The organism is Halomonas sp. SpR1, assembly GCF_031010175.1.
GTDB lineage: Bacteria > Pseudomonadota > Gammaproteobacteria > Pseudomonadales > Halomonadaceae > Vreelandella.
In genome coordinates this window covers 117,576-132,929 of the sequence record NZ_JAUAMB010000012.1, presented here as the reverse complement: position 1 = coordinate 132,929, position 15,354 = coordinate 117,576, and the positions used below count along the sequence as shown (strand labels likewise).

Genomic DNA, 15,354 nt, shown 5'->3' with positions numbered 1-15,354 from the left:
ACCCTTGCCGTCGGCTAGCACTTCCCCTTGCCGGGCGTGCAGGGGACTTTCACCCCCAAGTCATCCTGAGGCACCACCCCCAGGAACAGCGCCAGTCAAGGCGCTGCGCGCCATGCCTGGCGCACCATAAAAAAACCGACCCTCAGAGGGTCGGTTTTCATTCGCTACCAAAGAGACCTAGCGCAGAGACTTACTCTTCTGCTGCGGCTTCTTCAACAACCGGACGGTCAACTAGCTCAACGAACGCCATAGGTGCGTTGTCGCCGGTGCGGAAACCGCACTTAAGAATACGGACGTAACCGCCCGGACGCTCGGCATAACGCGGGCCTAGTTCGTTGAACAGTTTGCCGACGGCTTCTTTAGAGCGCGTGCGGGCAAACGCCAAACGACGGTTGGCAACGCTATCCTGCTTAGACAAGGTGATCAGCGGCTCGATAACGCGACGCAGCTCCTTGGCTTTGGGCAGGGTTGTCTTGATGACTTCATGTTCGACCAGCGAGACAGACATGTTCTTGAACATGGCCTGACGATGCGAGCTGGTGCGATTCAGATGACGACCACTCTTACGATGACGCATGGTTGTAATTCCTTACCAAACTGGGACTCAAGTCGACGCTCACGCGGAGGCCTTGTCGTCCTTCAGGCTAGCGGGTGGCCAATTTTCCAGCCGCATACCGAGGGACAAGCCACGCGCCGCCAATACGTCTTTGATTTCATTCAAAGACTTTTTACCGAGGTTCGGTGTCTTCAACAGCTCCACTTCTGTGCGCTGAATAAGATCACCGATATAGTAAATATTCTCGGCTTTTAGGCAGTTCGCGCTGCGAACGGTCAACTCAAGATCGTCTACGGGGCGCAATAGAATTGGATCGACATGATCCTCTTCCTCTTCGACTTCCTGCTCTTTATCAGCTTCCAGGTCGACGAAGGCGGCCAGCTGCTCTTGCAGGATGGTCGCACTGCGACGGATAGCCTCTTCCGGATCCAGGGTACCGTCGGTTTCCAGGTCGATAATCAGCTTATCGAGATCGGTGCGCTGCTCTACACGAGCGGCTTCAACCGAGTAGGAAACACGGCGGACAGGGCTGAAGGTGGCATCCAGCTGCAGGCGGCCAATGGCACGTGTCTCTTCATCAGAGCCGCGCGCGTCAGCCGGCTCGTAGCCACGACCCAGCGCTACCTTAAGCTGAATTTTCAGCTCGGCACCTTCATTGACATGAGCAATGACGTGGTCCGGGTTGACGATTTCGACGCTATGATCAAGCGCAATGTCGCCAGCGGTGACGACGGCTGGGCCCTGCTTGTTCAGCGTGAGCACCGCCTCATCGCGGCTGTGCATCTTGATCGCAACATCTTTCAAGTTCAGGAGGATCTCAATGACATCTTCCTGCACCCCTTCGAGCGCACTGTATTCATGCTCGACGCCGGCGATTTCAGCTTCTACCACGGCGCAGCCGGGCATAGAAGAAAGCAGAATGCGACGTAGTGCATTCCCCAGGGTGTGACCAAAGCCACGCTCGAACGGTTCGAGCACAATTTTGGCGTGATGTGCGCTGATTTCTTCGACCTTGATGTCGCGAGGACGGAGAAACTCTGTCACTGAACGCTGCATATGAACACCTTTCAGGCTGCCAAACGGATACTTGGTACTCGGTACGATCTGGTGCAAGGGTTAAACTGGCACCAGACCGACAAGAAACAGAAATACTGCTTACTTGGAGTACAGCTCGACGATCAGGTTTTCGTTGATGTCGGCAGACAGGTCACCGCGTTCAGGCAGAGCCTTGAAAGTGCCTTCCATCTTCTTGGCGTCGATTTCGATCCAAGCGATATCGCCACGGTTAGCCGCAATGGACAACGCGCTTTGAATACGTACTTGGTTTTTCGCCTTTTCGCGAATGGAAACAACGTCACCCGGCTTCACTTGATAAGAAGCTACGTTAACGGTGCGGCCGTTCACGGAAATCGCCTTGTGGCTGACCAGCTGACGCGCTTCAGAGCGAGTCGAGCCGAAGCCCATGCGGTAGACGACGTTATCCAGTCGGGATTCAAGCAACTGCAACAATACTTCACCGGTCGCGCCTTTCAGGCGAGCGGCTTCTTTGTAGTAGTTACGGAACTGTTTTTCGAGTACGCCATACATGCGACGTACTTTTTGCTTCTCGCGAAGCTGCAAGCCGTAGTCTGAAAGACGCTGACGACGCTGGCCGTGTACACCCGGGATCTGCTCGGATTTACACTTTTTCTCGAAGGGAGTAACACCACTCTTTAGGAAGAGGTCGGTGCCTTCACGACGAGACAGTTTACACTTCGGTCCAATATAACGAGCCATGAATCTGTCTCCTTAAACGCGGCGTTTCTTAGGCGGACGGCAGCCATTATGGGGAATGGGCGTCGCGTCTACGATGCTTTGCACGCGGAAGCCGGCGGCATTCAGTGCGCGCACGGCGGATTCACGACCGGGACCTGGGCCTTTAACCAGTACATCTACGTTTTTCACACCATACTCGGCTGCAGCAGTTGCTGCACGTTCGCTTGCCACTTGAGCAGCGAACGGGGTGCTCTTGCGAGAACCACGAAAACCCGAACCACCGGCAGTCGCCCAAGAAAGAGCGTTGCCCTGGCGGTCTGTGATCGTCACGATCGTGTTGTTAAAAGAGGCATGGATATGCGCAATCGCATCCACTACCTGCTTTTTAACCTTTTTACGGTTACTACGCGGGTTAGCCATGTTGATGTCTATTCCTGTCTTTACGCCAGAACGTGCGTGTTATTTGCGGATCGGCTTACGCGGGCCCTTACGGGTGCGCGCGTTAGTCTTAGTCCGCTGACCACGCAGCGGAAGACTACGACGATGACGCAGACCACGGTAGCAACCTAAGTCCATGAGACGCTTAATGTTAAGCGTAACATCACGACGAAGGTCACCTTCTACGGTGTACTTGCCAACTTCAGAACGCAGGGTGTCGACTTCTTCAGAAGACAGATCCTGGATCTTGGCAGTAGGCGCGATACCGGCTGCAGCACAGATATGCTCAGCACGAGTACGGCCAATCCCGAAGATATAGGTCAGCGAGATCGCCGCATGCTTGTTGTCCGGGATATTGACGCCTGCAATACGGGCCATCAGCTTACTCCGAAATTTGAGCGGCTTGCTCGTTTATTCATCTACAAAAGGCGCAACAGCATACCCCTTTTAGTGCCCTAAGGCAAGGGGTATGCTGGCACCCGCTTAATACAACCCAGGCTATTAACCCTGGCGCTGTTTGTGCCGTGGCTCGCTGCAGATGACGCGGACAGCGCCATTGCGACGAATGATCTTGCAGTTACGGCACATTTTCTTTACGGAAGCTCGAACTTTCATCGATCTTTCTCCAAAAACCGGCTCGCGGCGCGCCCTCTCTAACTTAATAGGGGTGGACGGCGCCTCAGCGCATGATACCGCCGCTACCGTAGCCTTTCAGGTTGGACTTCTTCATCACTGAGTCATACTGATGCGACATGAGATGCGACTGCACCTGGGCCATGAAGTCCATGATGACCACGACTACGATTAACAACGAGGTACCGCCGAAGAAAAACGGCACGTTCCACGCCACAATCAAGAACTGGGGCATCAAGGAAACCGCAGTGATATACAAGGCACCGAACAGGGTCAAACGTGTCATGACCTTGTCGATATAGCGAGCGGTCTGCTCGCCGGGGCGAATGCCCGGCAGGAAAGCGCCTGACTTTTTAAGATTGTCAGCCACATCCTTGGGGTTGAAGACCAGCGCTGTGTAAAAGAAGCAGAAGAATACCACTGCCGCCGCGAAAAGCAAGATGTAAAGCGGTTGACCTGGACCTAATGCCTGAGATGCACGCTGCAACCACTCCATACCTTCACCGGCACCTACCCACTGACCAATAGAGGCCGGGAAGAGCAGAATACTGGAGGCAAAAATCGCCGGGATAACGCCGGCCATATTGACCTTCAAAGGCAGGTAGCTACTTTGCCCTGCATACATCTTATTGCCCACTTGCCGCCGTGGGTAGTTAACCTTAAGGCGGCGTTGGCCGCGCTCAATGAAAACAACAAAGGCGACTGTCGCAACACCTAACACAGACAGCGCTAACAGTGGCAAAACATTCCAGGCCCCTTCATTACGGGCAAGCTCGAAGGCTTGGCCCACGGCACTGGGCAGTCCAGCAACAATACCGGCAAAAATCAGCAGCGAAATACCGTTGCCGATGCCTTTCTCGGTAATCTGCTCACCTAGCCACATCATGAACACCGCGCCCGATACAAACGTAATCACGGCGGTGAAATAGAAGCTGAAGTCTGCAGTGTACGCGATGCCTTGGCTGGCCAGACCGACGGACATGCCGACGGCCTGGACAAACGCCAGTATCACCGTGCCGTAGCGGGTGTACTGACTAATCTTGCGGCGGCCAGCCTCACCCTCTTTCTTGAGCTGCTCAAGATGAGGGGAGACCGCAGTCATGAGCTGCATGATAATCGACGCCGAAATATAGGGCATGATACCCAGGGCGAGAACACTCATGCGCTCCAGGGCGCCACCCGAGAACATGTTAAACATGCCCAGGATGGTGCCCTGTTGCTCCCTAAACAAGGCAGCAAGCTGGTCAGGATTGATACCGGGAACGGGAATGTGGGCACCAATACGGTACACCACGATGGCGAGGAGCACGAAGCGCAAACGCGCCCACAGTTCACTCAGACCGCTGCCCATCGCCGGCATGTTTCCTGACTTGGCCATTTAGTCCTCTACCTTGCCGCCAGCGGCTTCGATCGCTTCACGGGCACCTTTGGTGACCTTGATTCCGCGAACGGTAACCGCTGTTTTCAGTTCGCCAGAAAGGATGATCTTCGCGTGTAGCGTAGCATCCTTCAGCACGTTGGCTTCTTTCAAAGATGCCATGGTGACTTCGCCACCGGCAACTTTGGCCAGCTCAGCCAGGCGTACTTCTTCAGAGACCAGAGATTTTGCAGACGTAAAGCCGAATTTCGGCAAACGACGCTGCAAAGGCATCTGACCGCCTTCGAAACCAGGCTTAACACTGCCGCCACTACGTGACTTCTGACCTTTGTGACCACGGCCACCGGTCTTACCAAGACCGGAACCGATGCCACGACCAACGCGCTTTGCAGCGTGTTTGGAGCCCGGAGCCGGGCTTAGGTTATTGAGTTTCATGGATTACTCTCCCTCAACGCGCACAAGGTAGTTCACCTTGTGGATCATGCCGCGTACGGCAGGGGTGTCTTCCAGTTCAACCGTATGACCGATGCGACGCAGACCCAAGCCTTTCATAGTAGCCTTGTGCTTGGGCATAATGCCGATGGTGCTGCGGATCTGGGTAACCTTGATCGTTGCTGCCATGGTGCCTTACCCCGTGATCGCTTCGACAGACAGACCGCGCTTGGCGGCCACGTCTTCCGGTGCTTGCATGGAGGAGAGACCTTTAACAGTCGCTCGTACCACGTTAACCGGGTTGGTGGAACCGTAGCACTTGGCCAGTACGTCGTGGACACCGGCAAGCTCTAGTACAGAGCGCATGGCGCCACCGGCGATAATACCGGTACCTTCTGAAGCCGGCTGCATGTACACCTTGGAAGCACCGTGACGGGCTTTGACCGGGTACTGCAGCGTATGGCCAGCAAGGTTCACCTTGACCATGTTGCGACGAGCTTGATCCATCGCTTTCTGGATTGCGACAGGCACTTCACGCGCCTTGCCACGACCAAAACCGACACGACCTTTACCATCACCAACGACGGTCAGTGCGGTGAAGCCGAAAATACGACCACCCTTGACCACCTTGGCGACGCGGTTGACCTGCACTAACTTCTCTTGCAGATCACCGCTTTGCTGTTCGTTCTTCGCCATCGTAAAACCCTTTAGAATTCCAGGCCGCCTTCACGTGCGGCGTCGGCCAGCGCCTTGACGCGGCCGTGATACTTAAAGCCAGCACGGTCGAAGGCCACCTGGGTGATGCCTGCTTCTTTAGCGCGTTCAGCAATCAGAGCACCTACTTTAGAGGCTGCATCTGAGTTGCCGGTCGCACCCTCGCGCAGTGCTTTGTCCAGCGTAGAAGCACTGGCCAGCACTTTGCCACCATCCGGCGAGATAATCTGCGCATAGATGTGACGCGGGGTACGGTTGACGCACAGGCGATACACGCCCAGCTCGCGGATCTTTGCGCGAGCGCGGCGGGCACGACGGAGACGAGATTCTTTCTTCGCGTTCATAACCCTGCCTTACTTCTTCTTGGCTTCTTTGCGACGCACCTGCTCGTCGGCGTACCGAACACCCTTGCCTTTATACGGCTCGGGGGGACGGAAGGCGCGGATTTCCGCGGCGCACTGGCCGAGCTGCTGCTTATCGGCGCTTTTCAGCACGATAACGGTGTTCTTCGGCGTTTCCGCTGTAACACCTTTAGGCAGTTCATAGTCGACCGGGTGCGAGAAGCCCAGTGAAAGATTGAGCGTCTGGCCCTTAGCTTGGGCACGATAACCGACGCCAACAATTTCGAGAGTTCTTGTGAAACCCTCGGATACGCCCGTTACCAGGTTCTGAACGAGGGCGCGGGTAGTACCGGCCATTGCCCAGCTCTTGGCAGATTCGCTCGGGGCGAAGGTCAGCTGGCCATCTTCTTGACCGACCACTACATCAGAGTGGATGGTCATAGATAGCGTGCCCTGGCCGCCTTTGGCGGTCAGCTGGTCAGCATTGATTTTGATATCAACGCCGGCAGGCACTTTAACCGGATATTTCGCTATGCGGGACATTCCAGCCTCCTAGAATACGGTGCAGATGACTTCGCCACCGACACCCGCTTGGCGCGCGGCACGATCGGTCATGACACCATTAGATGTGGTGACAATCGCGATACCCAGGCCATCGGCAACCTTAGGCAAGTTGTCCTTACCCATGTAGCGGCGCAGGGACGGCTTGGAAACCCGCTGAATGTGCTCAATGACCGGCTTACCCTCAAAGTACTTGAGAGTTACGGTTAGCTCAGGCTTAGCGCCCTCCGCTACCGTAAAGTCGGCAATGTAGCCTTCTTCCTTTAGCACTCGGGCCACTTGCACTTTCAACTTGGAGGACGGCATGGTTGCCGTCTCCTTGGTGGCCATCTGCGCATTGCGGATACGCGTAAACATATCCGCCAGAGTGTCTTGCATGCTCATTTAATGTGCGCTCCTGATAATTCTACGTGGCGTTACCAACTGGATTTTTTCAACCCAGGAACATCGCCACGCATGGCGGCTTCACGCAGCTTGTTACGGCCGAGGCCGAACTTGTTGTAAAAACCGTGCGGACGACCGGTAATACGGCAGCGGTTACGCTGACGCACCGGGCTTGAGTCGCGCGGCAGTTGCTGCAGCTTCAGCGTCGCCTCGAAGCGGTCTTCCTCAGACGTGTTCACGTCTGAGATGATCTTCTTGAGTTCAGCGCGCTTGGCCGCATACTTCGCGACCAGCTGAGTACGCTTAAGCTCACGCTCTACCATACTTTTCTTAGCCATGATCTCGCCCCTATTTCTTGAACGGGAAGTTCAGCGCGGTTAATAGCGCGCGACCTTCCTCGTCGGTGTTGGCGGTCGTAGTGATAGTGACGTCCAACCCCCGGATGCGATCGATTTTATCATACTCGATCTCCGGGAAGATGATCTGCTCACGCACACCCATGGAGTAATTGCCACGACCGTCGAAAGACTTCGGGTTGAGACCACGGAAGTCACGCACGCGGGGAATCGCGATGTAAACCAAACGGTCCAAGAAGTCCCACATGCGCTCAGCGCGCAGTGTTACCTTGATGCCGATGGGCCAACCTTCGCGCACCTTAAAGCCCGCGATGGACTTACGTGCCTTGGTCACCAACGGTTTTTGACCCGAGAGTTTCTCGAGGTCGCCGATGGCATTGTCAATCAACTTTTTATCGTTGACTGCTTCGCCGATACCCATGTTCAGAGTCACTTTCGTGATCCGGGGTACCTGCATAACGTTGGCATAGCTGAACTCTTCTTTGAGTTGAGCTGCTACCTCGTTTTGATAACGTTCTTTCAAGTTCGCCATTTTGCTACCCGACTCGCGTTAGGCGTCGATCTGCGTCTGCGTCGACTTGTAGATACGTACCTTGGTACCGTCTTCCTTCACTTGGAAGCCGACGCGATCCGCCTTACCGGTCTCCGAATTGAAGATGGCTACGTTGGACGCGTGAATCGGAGCCTCACGCTCGACGATACCGCCCTGATTACCCGCCATGGGATTTGGCTTGGTGTGACGTTTAATCATGTTCACACCGGACACCAAGAAGCGGTTATCTAATACCCGCTTAACGGTGCCACGCTTGCCTTTATCCTTCCCGGCGATGACGATGACTTCATCGTCACGTTTGATCTTTTGCATATCCGCCTCGCTCCTTACAGCACTTCAGGCGCTAAGGAAATGATCTTCATGAACTTTTCATTACGAAGTTCACGAGTCACCGGCCCAAAAATACGGGTACCGATGGGCTGTTCGTTGGTGTTATTCAACAAAACTGCCGCATTTCCATCGAAACGGATGAGCGAACCGTCGGGACGACGGACGCCACTACGGGTCCGGACCACGACCGCTTTTAGCACCTGGCCTTTTTTGACCTTGCCACGCGGAATCGCTTCCTTAACCGTGACCTTGATGATATCACCAACGCGAGCGTAACGACGATGTGAACCGCCTAACACCTTGATGCACTGCACCCGGCGCGCTCCGCTGTTGTCGGCGACATCCAGCATTGTCTGAGTCTGAATCATCGGTTTTCTCCAAACCTAATCTGACTGCACTGATTGACAAGCCCAGGGATTAACCCTTGGCGTGTTCAACCACCTCGACCAGCGTCCAGGCCTTCTTCTTGGAAAGCGGACGGCACTCCTGAATGGAAACCGTATCGCCTGCCTTAGCCTGGTTCGCCTCATCATGGGCGTGCAGCTTGGTGGAGCGCTTAACGTATTTTCCGTAGATCGGGTGACGCTCGCGCCGCTCGATCATGACGACGATGGACTTGTCCATCTTATCGCTCACCACTTTACCGGTGAGCGTACGCTTTGTGTTTTCTTCGGCCATCTCAATCACCTGCCTTCTCGTTGAGCAAAGTCTTAACGCGGGCAATATCCCGGCGGACCTGCTTGAGCAGATGAGTCTGGCTCAGTTGGCCAGTGGCCTTCTGCATGCGCAGGTTAAACTGCTCGCGGAGGAGTTCGAGGAGTTGCTCCTGGAGCTCTCCTGCGGACTTTTCACGAATTTCCTGGGCTTTCATCACATCACCGTCCGTTTCGCAAAGGTGGTGGATAAGGGCATTTTCTGTGCGGCAAGCTCAAACGCTTCACGAGCGAGCTCTTCCGACACGCCTTCAATTTCATACAGGACCCGACCCGGTTGGATCTGGGCAACCCAGTACTCAACAGAACCTTTACCTTTACCCATACGAACTTCGAGCGGCTTCTTGGAGATCGGCTTATCAGGGAAAACGCGGATCCAAATCTTACCGCCACGTTTTACGTGACGCGTGATCGCACGACGGCCGGCTTCGATCTGGCGCGCAGTAATGCGGCCGCGACCGGTAGCTTTGAGACCGTACTCCCCGAAGCTGATCTTGCTTCCGCGATGCGCCAGGCCACGGTTGCGGCCTTTCATCATCTTGCGGAATTTCATACGCTTGGGCTGTAACATCGACTCGCTCTCCCCTTACCTGGAACCTTTCTTCTTGGGCGCGTTGCCGGTAGGCTGCTGTTGCTTAGCCTTGGCACGTACTTCCTCGATACCGCCGAGGATTTCACCCTTGAAGATCCACACTTTGACGCCGATAACGCCATAGGTGGTGTGAGCTTCGTAAGTGGCGTAGTCGATATCCGCACGCAACGTGTGCAGCGGAACGCGACCTTCGCGGTACCATTCGGTACGTGCGATTTCAGCGCCACCAAGACGACCTGACAGCTGAATCTTGATGCCACCAGCGCCAAGACGCATTGCGTTCTGTACCGCGCGCTTCATGGCACGACGGAACATGACGCGACGCTCAAGCTGACCCGCTACGTTAGCAGCGACTAGCTTGGCATCCAGCTCCGGCTTGCGAACTTCTTCGATGTTCACATGCACGGGTACACCCATCATCTGGGTAAGATCGCGACGTAAACGGTCGACATCTTCACCTTTCTTACCAATCACGATACCCGGACGGGCAGTGTGAATGGTGATGCGGGCGTTGTTCGCCGGACGCTCGATGTGGATGCGGCTAACGGAGGCGCTTTTAAGACGCTCTTCCAGGAAGCTACGCACTTCGAGATCGTTATTGAGCTTATCGGCGTATGCGCCGCGCTCAGCATACCAGACAGAAGCATGGTCTTTGACGATGCCCAGTCGAATGCCTGTTGGATTGACTTTCTGACCCATCGGTCGACTCCTACTTCTCGGCTACCTTGACGGTGATGTGGCACGTGCGCTTCAAGATACGATCCGCACGCCCCTTGGCACGCGGCTTGATACGCTTGAGCGTCATGCCCTCATCGACGCAGATGGTCGAGACACGCAGCTCGTCAATATCCATGCCGTTATTTTCTTCCGCATTCGCAATCGCGGATTGCAGCACCTTCTTAACCAGCTTGGCAGCCTTCTTCGGTGAGAAGGTCAGCAGGTCGAGTGCCTCGGCGACAGGTTTACCGCGCACCTGGTCAGCCACCAAACGGGCCTTCTGGGCGGATAAACGAGCGCCAAGCAGCTTAGCTGTGACTTCCATCTCTCAATCCTCTCTGGCTTACCGTTTGGCTTTTTTATCCGCCGCATGCCCACGATAAGTGCGGGTAGCAGCGAATTCGCCCAATTTGTGGCCAACCATTTCCTCGGATACGTGCACCGGGACGTGTTGGCGACCATTATGGACCGCGATAGTGAGGCCTACCATATTGGGCAGGATCATAGAACGACGCGACCAAGTCTTGATCGGTTTGCGATCGTTCTTCTCCACTGCAGCCTCTACCTTCTTCAAAAGATGAAGGTCAATGAAGGGACCTTTCTTTAGTGAACGTGGCACAGCCGTTACCTCTTAATGTCTTGGCAATTTAGATCAACGCGTCTTGTTACGACGACGAATGATCAGCTTGTCGGTGCGCTTGTTCTTACGCGTCTTGTGACCCTTAGTCGGCACACCCCATGGGGATACCGGGTGACGACCACCACTGGTGCGGCCTTCGCCACCACCGTGCGGGTGATCGACTGGGTTCATCGCGACACCGCGAACAGTCGGACGCACGCCTCTCCAGCGCTTCGCACCGGCCTTGCCAAGTTGACGCAGGCTGTGCTCAGAGTTGCTCACTTCACCCAAAGTCGCGCGGCACTCGGCCAACACTTTGCGCATTTCGCCAGAGCGAAGACGCAGGGTGGCATAGTTACCTTCACGAGCAACCAACTGGGCGCTTGTACCGGCACTGCGAGCAATCTGCGCACCTTTACCCGGCTTGAGTTCGATGCAGTGCACCGTAGAACCCAGCGGGACGTTACGCAGCGGCAAGGCATTGCCTTTCTTGATTGACGCGTTAACACCAGATTCCAGCACGTCACCCGCGCTGACACCTTTCGGTGCAATGATGTAACGACGTTCACCATCGGCATACTTCAGCAGCGCAATGTGCGCACTGCGGTTGGGATCGTGCTCAAGACGCTCAACGGTGGCAGGAATGCCATCCTTGGTGCGTTTGAAATCGATCAACCGATAGTGGTGACGATGACCACCGCCCACGTGGCGGGTGGTGATACGACCGTAGTTATTCCGGCCGCCGGACTTGGACTGTTTTTCCAAAAGCGGTGCATAAGCACGGCCCTTGAACAGTTCCTCGCCAACGATCTTGACGACGTGGCGACGACCGGCGGAAGTGGGTTTGGTCTTGACGATTGCCATTATCCGTACTCCTGCCCTTATTCGGCGCCAGAGAAGTCTTCGAGCGTTTCACCCGCAGCCAGGGTCACATACGCTTTGCGGTAACCCTTACGCAGGCCAACGCCGTTCGCAGTACGCTTTGTTTTACCCTTCATGTTCAGCACCTGAACACTGCCGACCTTCTTGCCGAAAAGTGCTTCAACGGCTTTCTTGATCTCGGGTTTGGTAGCATCAGATGCCACCTTGAAAACGTACTGGTTGCGCTCGGCTGCCATCGCGGCCTTTTCGGTCACGTGCGGTCCAAGCAGAACCTTGAATACGCGTTCCTGGTTCATGCCAGCTTCTCCTCGAATTTACGCAGGGCGGAGACGGTAATCAGGACCTTGTCAAAGGCTACCAGGCTTACCGGGTCAGCTGCCGCGACATCCACCACGTCAACGTGAGGGAGGTTGCGTGCGGCCAAATAGAGCTTTTCGTCGACTTCTTCAGTGACGATCAACACTTTTTCAAGGTTGAGCTCTTTCAGCTTGGCAGCTACCTGCTTGGTCTTGGGCGCATCGACGACGAACTCTTCAATCGCGACTAAGCGCTCTTGACGTACCAGCTCAGACAAGATGGAGCGCATCGCTGCACGGTACATCTTGCGGTTAACCTTCTGGGTGTAGTCTTGCGGACGCGCCGCGAAGGTTACGCCGCCGCTACGCCATAGCGGAGAGCGGATGGTACCGGCACGTGCACGACCGGTGCCTTTCTGACGCCACGGCTTTTTACCACCGCCACGAACGTCGGAACGACTCTTTTGTGCGCGGGTTCCCTGACGGCCAGCTGCCAAATAGGCAGTGACAACCTGGTGAACGAGCGCTTCGTTGAATTCTTTGCCAAAAGTGGCGTCGGCTACTTCAACGGTACCCGCGCCTGCAGCAAGATTCAGATTCATTGGTAATTATCCCCTTCAGCCTGCTTTCACGGCGCTGCGAACGATAACGTCACTACCGGGAGCACCCGGTACGGCGCCTTTAATCAGCAGCAGGTTACGCTCGGCGTCGACACGGACGATCTCAAGGCTCTGCACGGTGCAACGGGCGTTACCCATTTGACCGGCCATTTTTTTGCCTTTGAAAACGCGACCCGGTGTCTGACACATGCCGATAGAACCCGGCGCGCGATGCGACAGAGAGTTACCGTGAGTCATGTCTTGGGTACGGAAGTTCCAGCGCTTAACAGCACCCTGGAAGCCTTTACCCTTAGAGGTGCCAGTCACGTCAACCATTTGACCAGCTTCGAAGAGGGATACGGTGATTTCGCCGCCTACTTCAGGAATCTCTTCGCCTTCTGCAAGACGAAATTCCATCAGCGAACGACCAGCTTCAACACCCGCCTTGGCAAACTGACCAGCCTGCGCTTTGGTGAGGTGCTTAGCTTTACGAGAGCCAGATGTGACCTGAATCGCTGCGTAACCGTCAGACTCGACAGATTTAACGCGTGTAACACGATTAGGATCAACTTCAATAACGGTTACGGGCACAGACGCGCCGTCTTCGGTAAAGACACGGGTCATCCCGGCCTTTTTACCGACTAAACCGATAGTCATACTCAGTCTCCTATAGTGTACGGGGCTATCACCCGCTATGGCTGCCCTTTCCAGAACATTCCACTAGCACATTGTATGGCGCCTCACGGCGCGGCGGCTGCTGCTCATGCTAGCTTGTTAGTACAAGCGATGAGCGCTGGGCCGCAAAGTGACTAGTGTAATTAGTTGAGTTTGATTTGCACGTCAACGCCTGCGGCGAGATCAAGTTTCATCAAAGCATCAACAGTTTTTTCGGTCGGCTCAACAATGTCGAGCACACGCTTGTGCGTACGAATCTCATACTGGTCACGCGCATCTTTATTGACGTGCGGCGAGATCAGAATGGTGTAACGCTCGCGATTGGTCGGCAGCGGAATCGGTCCACGAACCTGAGCACCAGTACGCTTAGCGGTTTCAACAATCTCCGCTGTAGACTGGTCGATCAGGCGATGGTCGAAAGCTTTCAACCGAATGCGAATCTTTTGGTTCTGCATTTGCCCTAAACTCCAATGGATGTCGACGGCGCGAGCCGTCTACCCACGCATTCAAAGGATGCGCATTATAGGCACGCCAAAAGCCCATGTCAAACATTTGCTGTTGGTGCGCAGAAAAGGGGGCTCATCAGAGCCCCCTTCATCATTCAAGCATGTTGCTTACTTGACGATCTTGGCCACAACGCCAGCACCGACAGTACGGCCGCCTTCACGAATAGCGAAGCGCAAACCTTCGTCCATTGCGATCGGAGCGATCAAGGTAACAACCATCTGAACGTTGTCACCCGGCATGACCATTTCAACGCCTTCCGGCAGTTCACAAGTACCAGTTACGTCGGTGGTACGGAAGTAGAACTGCGGACGGTAGCCCTTGAAGAAAGGCGTGTGACGACCACCCTCTTCCTTGGACAGTACGTAAACTTCTGCTTCGAAGACAGTGTGCGGAGTGATGGTGCCCGGCTTGGCCAGTACCTGACCACGCTCAACGTCATCACGCTTAGTACCACGCAGCAGGGCGCCAACGTTCTCACCAGCACGACCTTCGTCGAGCAGCTTACGGAACATTTCAACACCGGTAACGATCGTTTTGGTGGTGTCGCGGATACCCACGATTTCCACTTCTTCGCCCGCTTTGACGATACCGCGCTCTACACGACCGGTAACAACAGTACCGCGGCCAGAGATAGAGAACACGTCTTCGATCGGCATCAGGAACGGCTGGTCGATGGCACGCTCCGGCTCAGGGATGTACTCATCCAGAGCTTTGATCAGATTAGCAACGGCGGTAGTACCCATGCCCTTGTCATCTTCACCGTTCAGCGCCATCAGCGCAGAACCAGTGATGATCGGCGTGTCGTCACCCGGGAAGTCGTACTGGTCGAGGAGTTCGCGAACTTCCATTTCTACCAGTTCGAGCAGCTCTTCGTCATCGACCATGTCCGCTTTGTTCAGGAACACAACGATGAACGGTACGCCAACCTGACGAGACAGCAGGATGTGCTCGCGAGTTTGCGGCATCGGGCCGTCTGCGGCAGAACATACCAGGATTGCGCCGTCCATCTGCGCAGCACCGGTGATCATGTTCTTGACGTAGTCAGCGTGTCCTGGGCAGTCAACGTGAGCGTAGTGACGCTCTTCAGACTGATATTCCACGTGTGACGTAGCGATGGTGATACCGCGCTCGCGCTCTTCCGGAGCGTTATCGATGGTATCAAACTCACGCCAGTCGCCGCCGAAAACCTCAGCAGACACGCGGGTTAGGGCCGCAGTCAGAGTCGTTTTACCGTGGTCGACGTGACCAATGGTGCCGACGTTGACGTGCGGTTTGGAACGTTCAAATTTTTCCTTAGCCACTGCTATAACCTCTTTACGTTAG

The 15,354-nt window shown here is 55.2% G+C and carries 29 protein-coding genes; all 29 read right to left on the bottom strand.

The window, feature by feature from the left end; genetic code table 11:
* Nucleotides 1-190 precede the first annotated feature (190 nt).
* The 29 genes from rplQ to tuf all read right to left on the bottom strand — a co-directional run bounded on the left by rplQ (nt 191) and on the right by tuf (nt 15,332).
* Nucleotides 191-577 (bottom strand): 50S ribosomal protein L17, encoded by a 387-nt coding sequence (gene rplQ, locus QT231_RS11210; RefSeq protein ID WP_008959150.1) that lies wholly within the window; start codon nt 575-577, stop codon nt 191-193.
* Between the two features lie 39 nt (nt 578-616).
* On the bottom strand, nt 617-1,612 hold the full coding sequence (locus tag QT231_RS11205) for a DNA-directed RNA polymerase subunit alpha (protein WP_064235085.1): 996 nt from the start codon (nt 1,610-1,612) through the stop codon (nt 617-619).
* Nucleotides 1,613-1,711: 99 nt separating this feature from the next.
* Nucleotides 1,712-2,332, bottom strand: coding sequence for a 30S ribosomal protein S4 (rpsD, locus tag QT231_RS11200; RefSeq protein ID WP_308336945.1), 621 nt, complete (start codon nt 2,330-2,332; stop codon nt 1,712-1,714).
* A gap of 12 nt (nt 2,333-2,344) precedes the next feature.
* Nucleotides 2,345-2,731, bottom strand: coding sequence for a 30S ribosomal protein S11 (gene rpsK / locus QT231_RS11195; protein ID WP_007111985.1), 387 nt, complete (start codon nt 2,729-2,731; stop codon nt 2,345-2,347).
* A 39-nt stretch (nt 2,732-2,770) separates the two neighbouring features.
* A complete protein-coding gene (gene rpsM / locus QT231_RS11190; protein ID WP_022520863.1) occupies nt 2,771-3,127 on the bottom strand; it encodes a 30S ribosomal protein S13 in 357 nt (118 codons plus the stop codon).
* A gap of 123 nt (nt 3,128-3,250) precedes the next feature.
* Nucleotides 3,251-3,364, bottom strand: a complete 114-nt coding sequence (gene rpmJ, locus QT231_RS11185) for a 50S ribosomal protein L36 (RefSeq protein WP_008959154.1) — start codon at nt 3,362-3,364, stop codon at nt 3,251-3,253.
* A 64-nt stretch (nt 3,365-3,428) separates the two neighbouring features.
* Nucleotides 3,429-4,760 carry a preprotein translocase subunit SecY gene (secY, locus tag QT231_RS11180; RefSeq protein ID WP_064235086.1) on the bottom strand — a complete coding sequence of 444 codons (1,332 nt, stop codon included), beginning with the start codon at nt 4,758-4,760 and terminating at the stop codon, nt 3,429-3,431.
* On the bottom strand, nt 4,761-5,195 hold the full coding sequence (rplO, locus tag QT231_RS11175; RefSeq protein ID WP_101147111.1) for a 50S ribosomal protein L15: 435 nt from the start codon (nt 5,193-5,195) through the stop codon (nt 4,761-4,763).
* 3 nt (nt 5,196-5,198) lie between these two features.
* Complete coding sequence (rpmD, locus tag QT231_RS11170; protein ID WP_022520864.1) at nt 5,199-5,381, bottom strand: 50S ribosomal protein L30; 183 nt, start codon at nt 5,379-5,381, stop codon at nt 5,199-5,201.
* Between the two features lie 6 nt (nt 5,382-5,387).
* Nucleotides 5,388-5,888: a 30S ribosomal protein S5 gene (rpsE, locus tag QT231_RS11165; RefSeq protein WP_007111990.1), complete on the bottom strand. Its 501-nt coding sequence runs from the start codon at nt 5,886-5,888 to the stop codon at nt 5,388-5,390.
* 11 nt (nt 5,889-5,899) lie between these two features.
* Nucleotides 5,900-6,250: a 50S ribosomal protein L18 gene (rplR, locus tag QT231_RS11160; RefSeq protein WP_008959159.1), complete on the bottom strand. Its 351-nt coding sequence runs from the start codon at nt 6,248-6,250 to the stop codon at nt 5,900-5,902.
* Nucleotides 6,251-6,259: 9 nt separating this feature from the next.
* Entirely contained in the window at nt 6,260-6,790 is a 531-nt protein-coding gene (gene rplF / locus QT231_RS11155) for a 50S ribosomal protein L6 (protein WP_088702077.1), read from the bottom strand.
* Nucleotides 6,791-6,799: 9 nt separating this feature from the next.
* Entirely contained in the window at nt 6,800-7,192 is a 393-nt protein-coding gene (rpsH, locus tag QT231_RS11150; protein ID WP_071695003.1) for a 30S ribosomal protein S8, read from the bottom strand.
* Nucleotides 7,193-7,224: 32 nt separating this feature from the next.
* Nucleotides 7,225-7,530, bottom strand: a complete 306-nt coding sequence (rpsN, locus tag QT231_RS11145) for a 30S ribosomal protein S14 (protein ID WP_113269837.1) — start codon at nt 7,528-7,530, stop codon at nt 7,225-7,227.
* A 10-nt stretch (nt 7,531-7,540) separates the two neighbouring features.
* A complete protein-coding gene (gene rplE / locus QT231_RS11140; RefSeq protein ID WP_035582688.1) occupies nt 7,541-8,080 on the bottom strand; it encodes a 50S ribosomal protein L5 in 540 nt (179 codons plus the stop codon).
* An 18-nt stretch (nt 8,081-8,098) separates the two neighbouring features.
* Nucleotides 8,099-8,413: a 50S ribosomal protein L24 gene (rplX, locus tag QT231_RS11135; protein WP_088702075.1), complete on the bottom strand. Its 315-nt coding sequence runs from the start codon at nt 8,411-8,413 to the stop codon at nt 8,099-8,101.
* Between the two features lie 14 nt (nt 8,414-8,427).
* Nucleotides 8,428-8,799 (bottom strand): 50S ribosomal protein L14, encoded by a 372-nt coding sequence (gene rplN, locus QT231_RS11130; protein WP_008959163.1) that lies wholly within the window; start codon nt 8,797-8,799, stop codon nt 8,428-8,430.
* 49 nt (nt 8,800-8,848) lie between these two features.
* Nucleotides 8,849-9,109, bottom strand: coding sequence for a 30S ribosomal protein S17 (rpsQ, locus tag QT231_RS11125; protein WP_007111998.1), 261 nt, complete (start codon nt 9,107-9,109; stop codon nt 8,849-8,851).
* A 1-nt stretch (nt 9,110) separates the two neighbouring features.
* Entirely contained in the window at nt 9,111-9,302 is a 192-nt protein-coding gene (rpmC, locus tag QT231_RS11120) for a 50S ribosomal protein L29 (protein ID WP_007111999.1), read from the bottom strand.
* Nucleotides 9,302-9,715, bottom strand: a complete 414-nt coding sequence (rplP, locus tag QT231_RS11115; RefSeq protein ID WP_007112000.1) for a 50S ribosomal protein L16 — start codon at nt 9,713-9,715, stop codon at nt 9,302-9,304. Before rplP ends, rpmC begins: the two co-directional genes overlap by 1 nt.
* A 15-nt stretch (nt 9,716-9,730) precedes the next feature.
* Nucleotides 9,731-10,435 carry a 30S ribosomal protein S3 gene (gene rpsC, locus QT231_RS11110; RefSeq protein ID WP_230805198.1) on the bottom strand — a complete coding sequence of 235 codons (705 nt, stop codon included), beginning with the start codon at nt 10,433-10,435 and terminating at the stop codon, nt 9,731-9,733.
* 10 nt (nt 10,436-10,445) lie between these two features.
* On the bottom strand, nt 10,446-10,778 hold the full coding sequence (gene rplV / locus QT231_RS11105) for a 50S ribosomal protein L22 (protein ID WP_007112002.1): 333 nt from the start codon (nt 10,776-10,778) through the stop codon (nt 10,446-10,448).
* 18 nt (nt 10,779-10,796) lie between these two features.
* Complete coding sequence (rpsS, locus tag QT231_RS11100) at nt 10,797-11,072, bottom strand: 30S ribosomal protein S19 (RefSeq protein WP_009098993.1); 276 nt, start codon at nt 11,070-11,072, stop codon at nt 10,797-10,799.
* A 33-nt stretch (nt 11,073-11,105) separates the two neighbouring features.
* Nucleotides 11,106-11,936, bottom strand: coding sequence for a 50S ribosomal protein L2 (gene rplB / locus QT231_RS11095; RefSeq protein ID WP_008959166.1), 831 nt, complete (start codon nt 11,934-11,936; stop codon nt 11,106-11,108).
* Nucleotides 11,937-11,953: 17 nt separating this feature from the next.
* Nucleotides 11,954-12,250, bottom strand: coding sequence for a 50S ribosomal protein L23 (rplW, locus tag QT231_RS11090; protein WP_008959167.1), 297 nt, complete (start codon nt 12,248-12,250; stop codon nt 11,954-11,956).
* Nucleotides 12,247-12,852 (bottom strand): 50S ribosomal protein L4, encoded by a 606-nt coding sequence (gene rplD / locus QT231_RS11085; protein WP_007112005.1) that lies wholly within the window; start codon nt 12,850-12,852, stop codon nt 12,247-12,249. The genes rplW and rplD overlap by 4 nt, the downstream gene beginning before the upstream one ends.
* A 15-nt stretch (nt 12,853-12,867) precedes the next feature.
* A complete protein-coding gene (rplC, locus tag QT231_RS11080; RefSeq protein ID WP_308336944.1) occupies nt 12,868-13,506 on the bottom strand; it encodes a 50S ribosomal protein L3 in 639 nt (212 codons plus the stop codon).
* Between the two features lie 161 nt (nt 13,507-13,667).
* Nucleotides 13,668-13,979: a 30S ribosomal protein S10 gene (gene rpsJ, locus QT231_RS11075; protein WP_007112007.1), complete on the bottom strand. Its 312-nt coding sequence runs from the start codon at nt 13,977-13,979 to the stop codon at nt 13,668-13,670.
* Nucleotides 13,980-14,138: 159 nt separating this feature from the next.
* Nucleotides 14,139-15,332, bottom strand: coding sequence for an elongation factor Tu (gene tuf, locus QT231_RS11070; protein ID WP_308336943.1), 1,194 nt, complete (start codon nt 15,330-15,332; stop codon nt 14,139-14,141).
* Between the last annotated feature and the right edge of the window lie 22 nt (nt 15,333-15,354).

Bases quoted from the DNA above. Each gene is read 5' to 3' on its own strand.
- rplQ (WP_008959150.1), bottom strand. From the start codon at position 577: ATGCGTCATCGTAAGAGTGGTCGTCATCTGAATCGCACCAGCTCGCAT.
- QT231_RS11205 (WP_064235085.1), bottom strand. From the start codon at position 1,612: ATGCAGCGTTCAGTGACAGAGTTTCTCCGTCCTCGCGACATCAAGGTC.
- rpsD (WP_308336945.1), bottom strand. From the start codon at position 2,332: ATGGCTCGTTATATTGGACCGAAGTGTAAACTGTCTCGTCGTGAAGGC.
- rpsK (WP_007111985.1), bottom strand. From the start codon at position 2,731: ATGGCTAACCCGCGTAGTAACCGTAAAAAGGTTAAAAAGCAGGTAGTG.
- rpsM (WP_022520863.1), bottom strand. From the start codon at position 3,127: ATGGCCCGTATTGCAGGCGTCAATATCCCGGACAACAAGCATGCGGCG.
- rpmJ (WP_008959154.1), bottom strand. From the start codon at position 3,364: ATGAAAGTTCGAGCTTCCGTAAAGAAAATGTGCCGTAACTGCAAGATC.
- secY (WP_064235086.1), bottom strand. From the start codon at position 4,760: ATGGCCAAGTCAGGAAACATGCCGGCGATGGGCAGCGGTCTGAGTGAA.
- rplO (WP_101147111.1), bottom strand. From the start codon at position 5,195: ATGAAACTCAATAACCTAAGCCCGGCTCCGGGCTCCAAACACGCTGCA.
- rpmD (WP_022520864.1), bottom strand. From the start codon at position 5,381: ATGGCAGCAACGATCAAGGTTACCCAGATCCGCAGCACCATCGGCATT.
- rpsE (WP_007111990.1), bottom strand. From the start codon at position 5,888: ATGGCGAAGAACGAACAGCAAAGCGGTGATCTGCAAGAGAAGTTAGTG.
- rplR (WP_008959159.1), bottom strand. From the start codon at position 6,250: ATGAACGCGAAGAAAGAATCTCGTCTCCGTCGTGCCCGCCGCGCTCGC.
- rplF (WP_088702077.1), bottom strand. From the start codon at position 6,790: ATGTCCCGCATAGCGAAATATCCGGTTAAAGTGCCTGCCGGCGTTGAT.
- rpsH (WP_071695003.1), bottom strand. From the start codon at position 7,192: ATGAGCATGCAAGACACTCTGGCGGATATGTTTACGCGTATCCGCAAT.
- rpsN (WP_113269837.1), bottom strand. From the start codon at position 7,530: ATGGCTAAGAAAAGTATGGTAGAGCGTGAGCTTAAGCGTACTCAGCTG.
- rplE (WP_035582688.1), bottom strand. From the start codon at position 8,080: ATGGCGAACTTGAAAGAACGTTATCAAAACGAGGTAGCAGCTCAACTC.
- rplX (WP_088702075.1), bottom strand. From the start codon at position 8,413: ATGCAAAAGATCAAACGTGACGATGAAGTCATCGTCATCGCCGGGAAG.
- rplN (WP_008959163.1), bottom strand. From the start codon at position 8,799: ATGATTCAGACTCAGACAATGCTGGATGTCGCCGACAACAGCGGAGCG.
- rpsQ (WP_007111998.1), bottom strand. From the start codon at position 9,109: ATGGCCGAAGAAAACACAAAGCGTACGCTCACCGGTAAAGTGGTGAGC.
- rpmC (WP_007111999.1), bottom strand. From the start codon at position 9,302: ATGAAAGCCCAGGAAATTCGTGAAAAGTCCGCAGGAGAGCTCCAGGAG.
- rplP (WP_007112000.1), bottom strand. From the start codon at position 9,715: ATGTTACAGCCCAAGCGTATGAAATTCCGCAAGATGATGAAAGGCCGC.
- rpsC (WP_230805198.1), bottom strand. From the start codon at position 10,435: ATGGGTCAGAAAGTCAATCCAACAGGCATTCGACTGGGCATCGTCAAA.
- rplV (WP_007112002.1), bottom strand. From the start codon at position 10,778: ATGGAAGTCACAGCTAAGCTGCTTGGCGCTCGTTTATCCGCCCAGAAG.
- rplB (WP_008959166.1), bottom strand. From the start codon at position 11,936: ATGGCAATCGTCAAGACCAAACCCACTTCCGCCGGTCGTCGCCACGTC.
- rplW (WP_008959167.1), bottom strand. From the start codon at position 12,250: ATGAACCAGGAACGCGTATTCAAGGTTCTGCTTGGACCGCACGTGACC.
- rplD (WP_007112005.1), bottom strand. From the start codon at position 12,852: ATGAATCTGAATCTTGCTGCAGGCGCGGGTACCGTTGAAGTAGCCGAC.
- rplC (WP_308336944.1), bottom strand. From the start codon at position 13,506: ATGACTATCGGTTTAGTCGGTAAAAAGGCCGGGATGACCCGTGTCTTT.
- rpsJ (WP_007112007.1), bottom strand. From the start codon at position 13,979: ATGCAGAACCAAAAGATTCGCATTCGGTTGAAAGCTTTCGACCATCGC.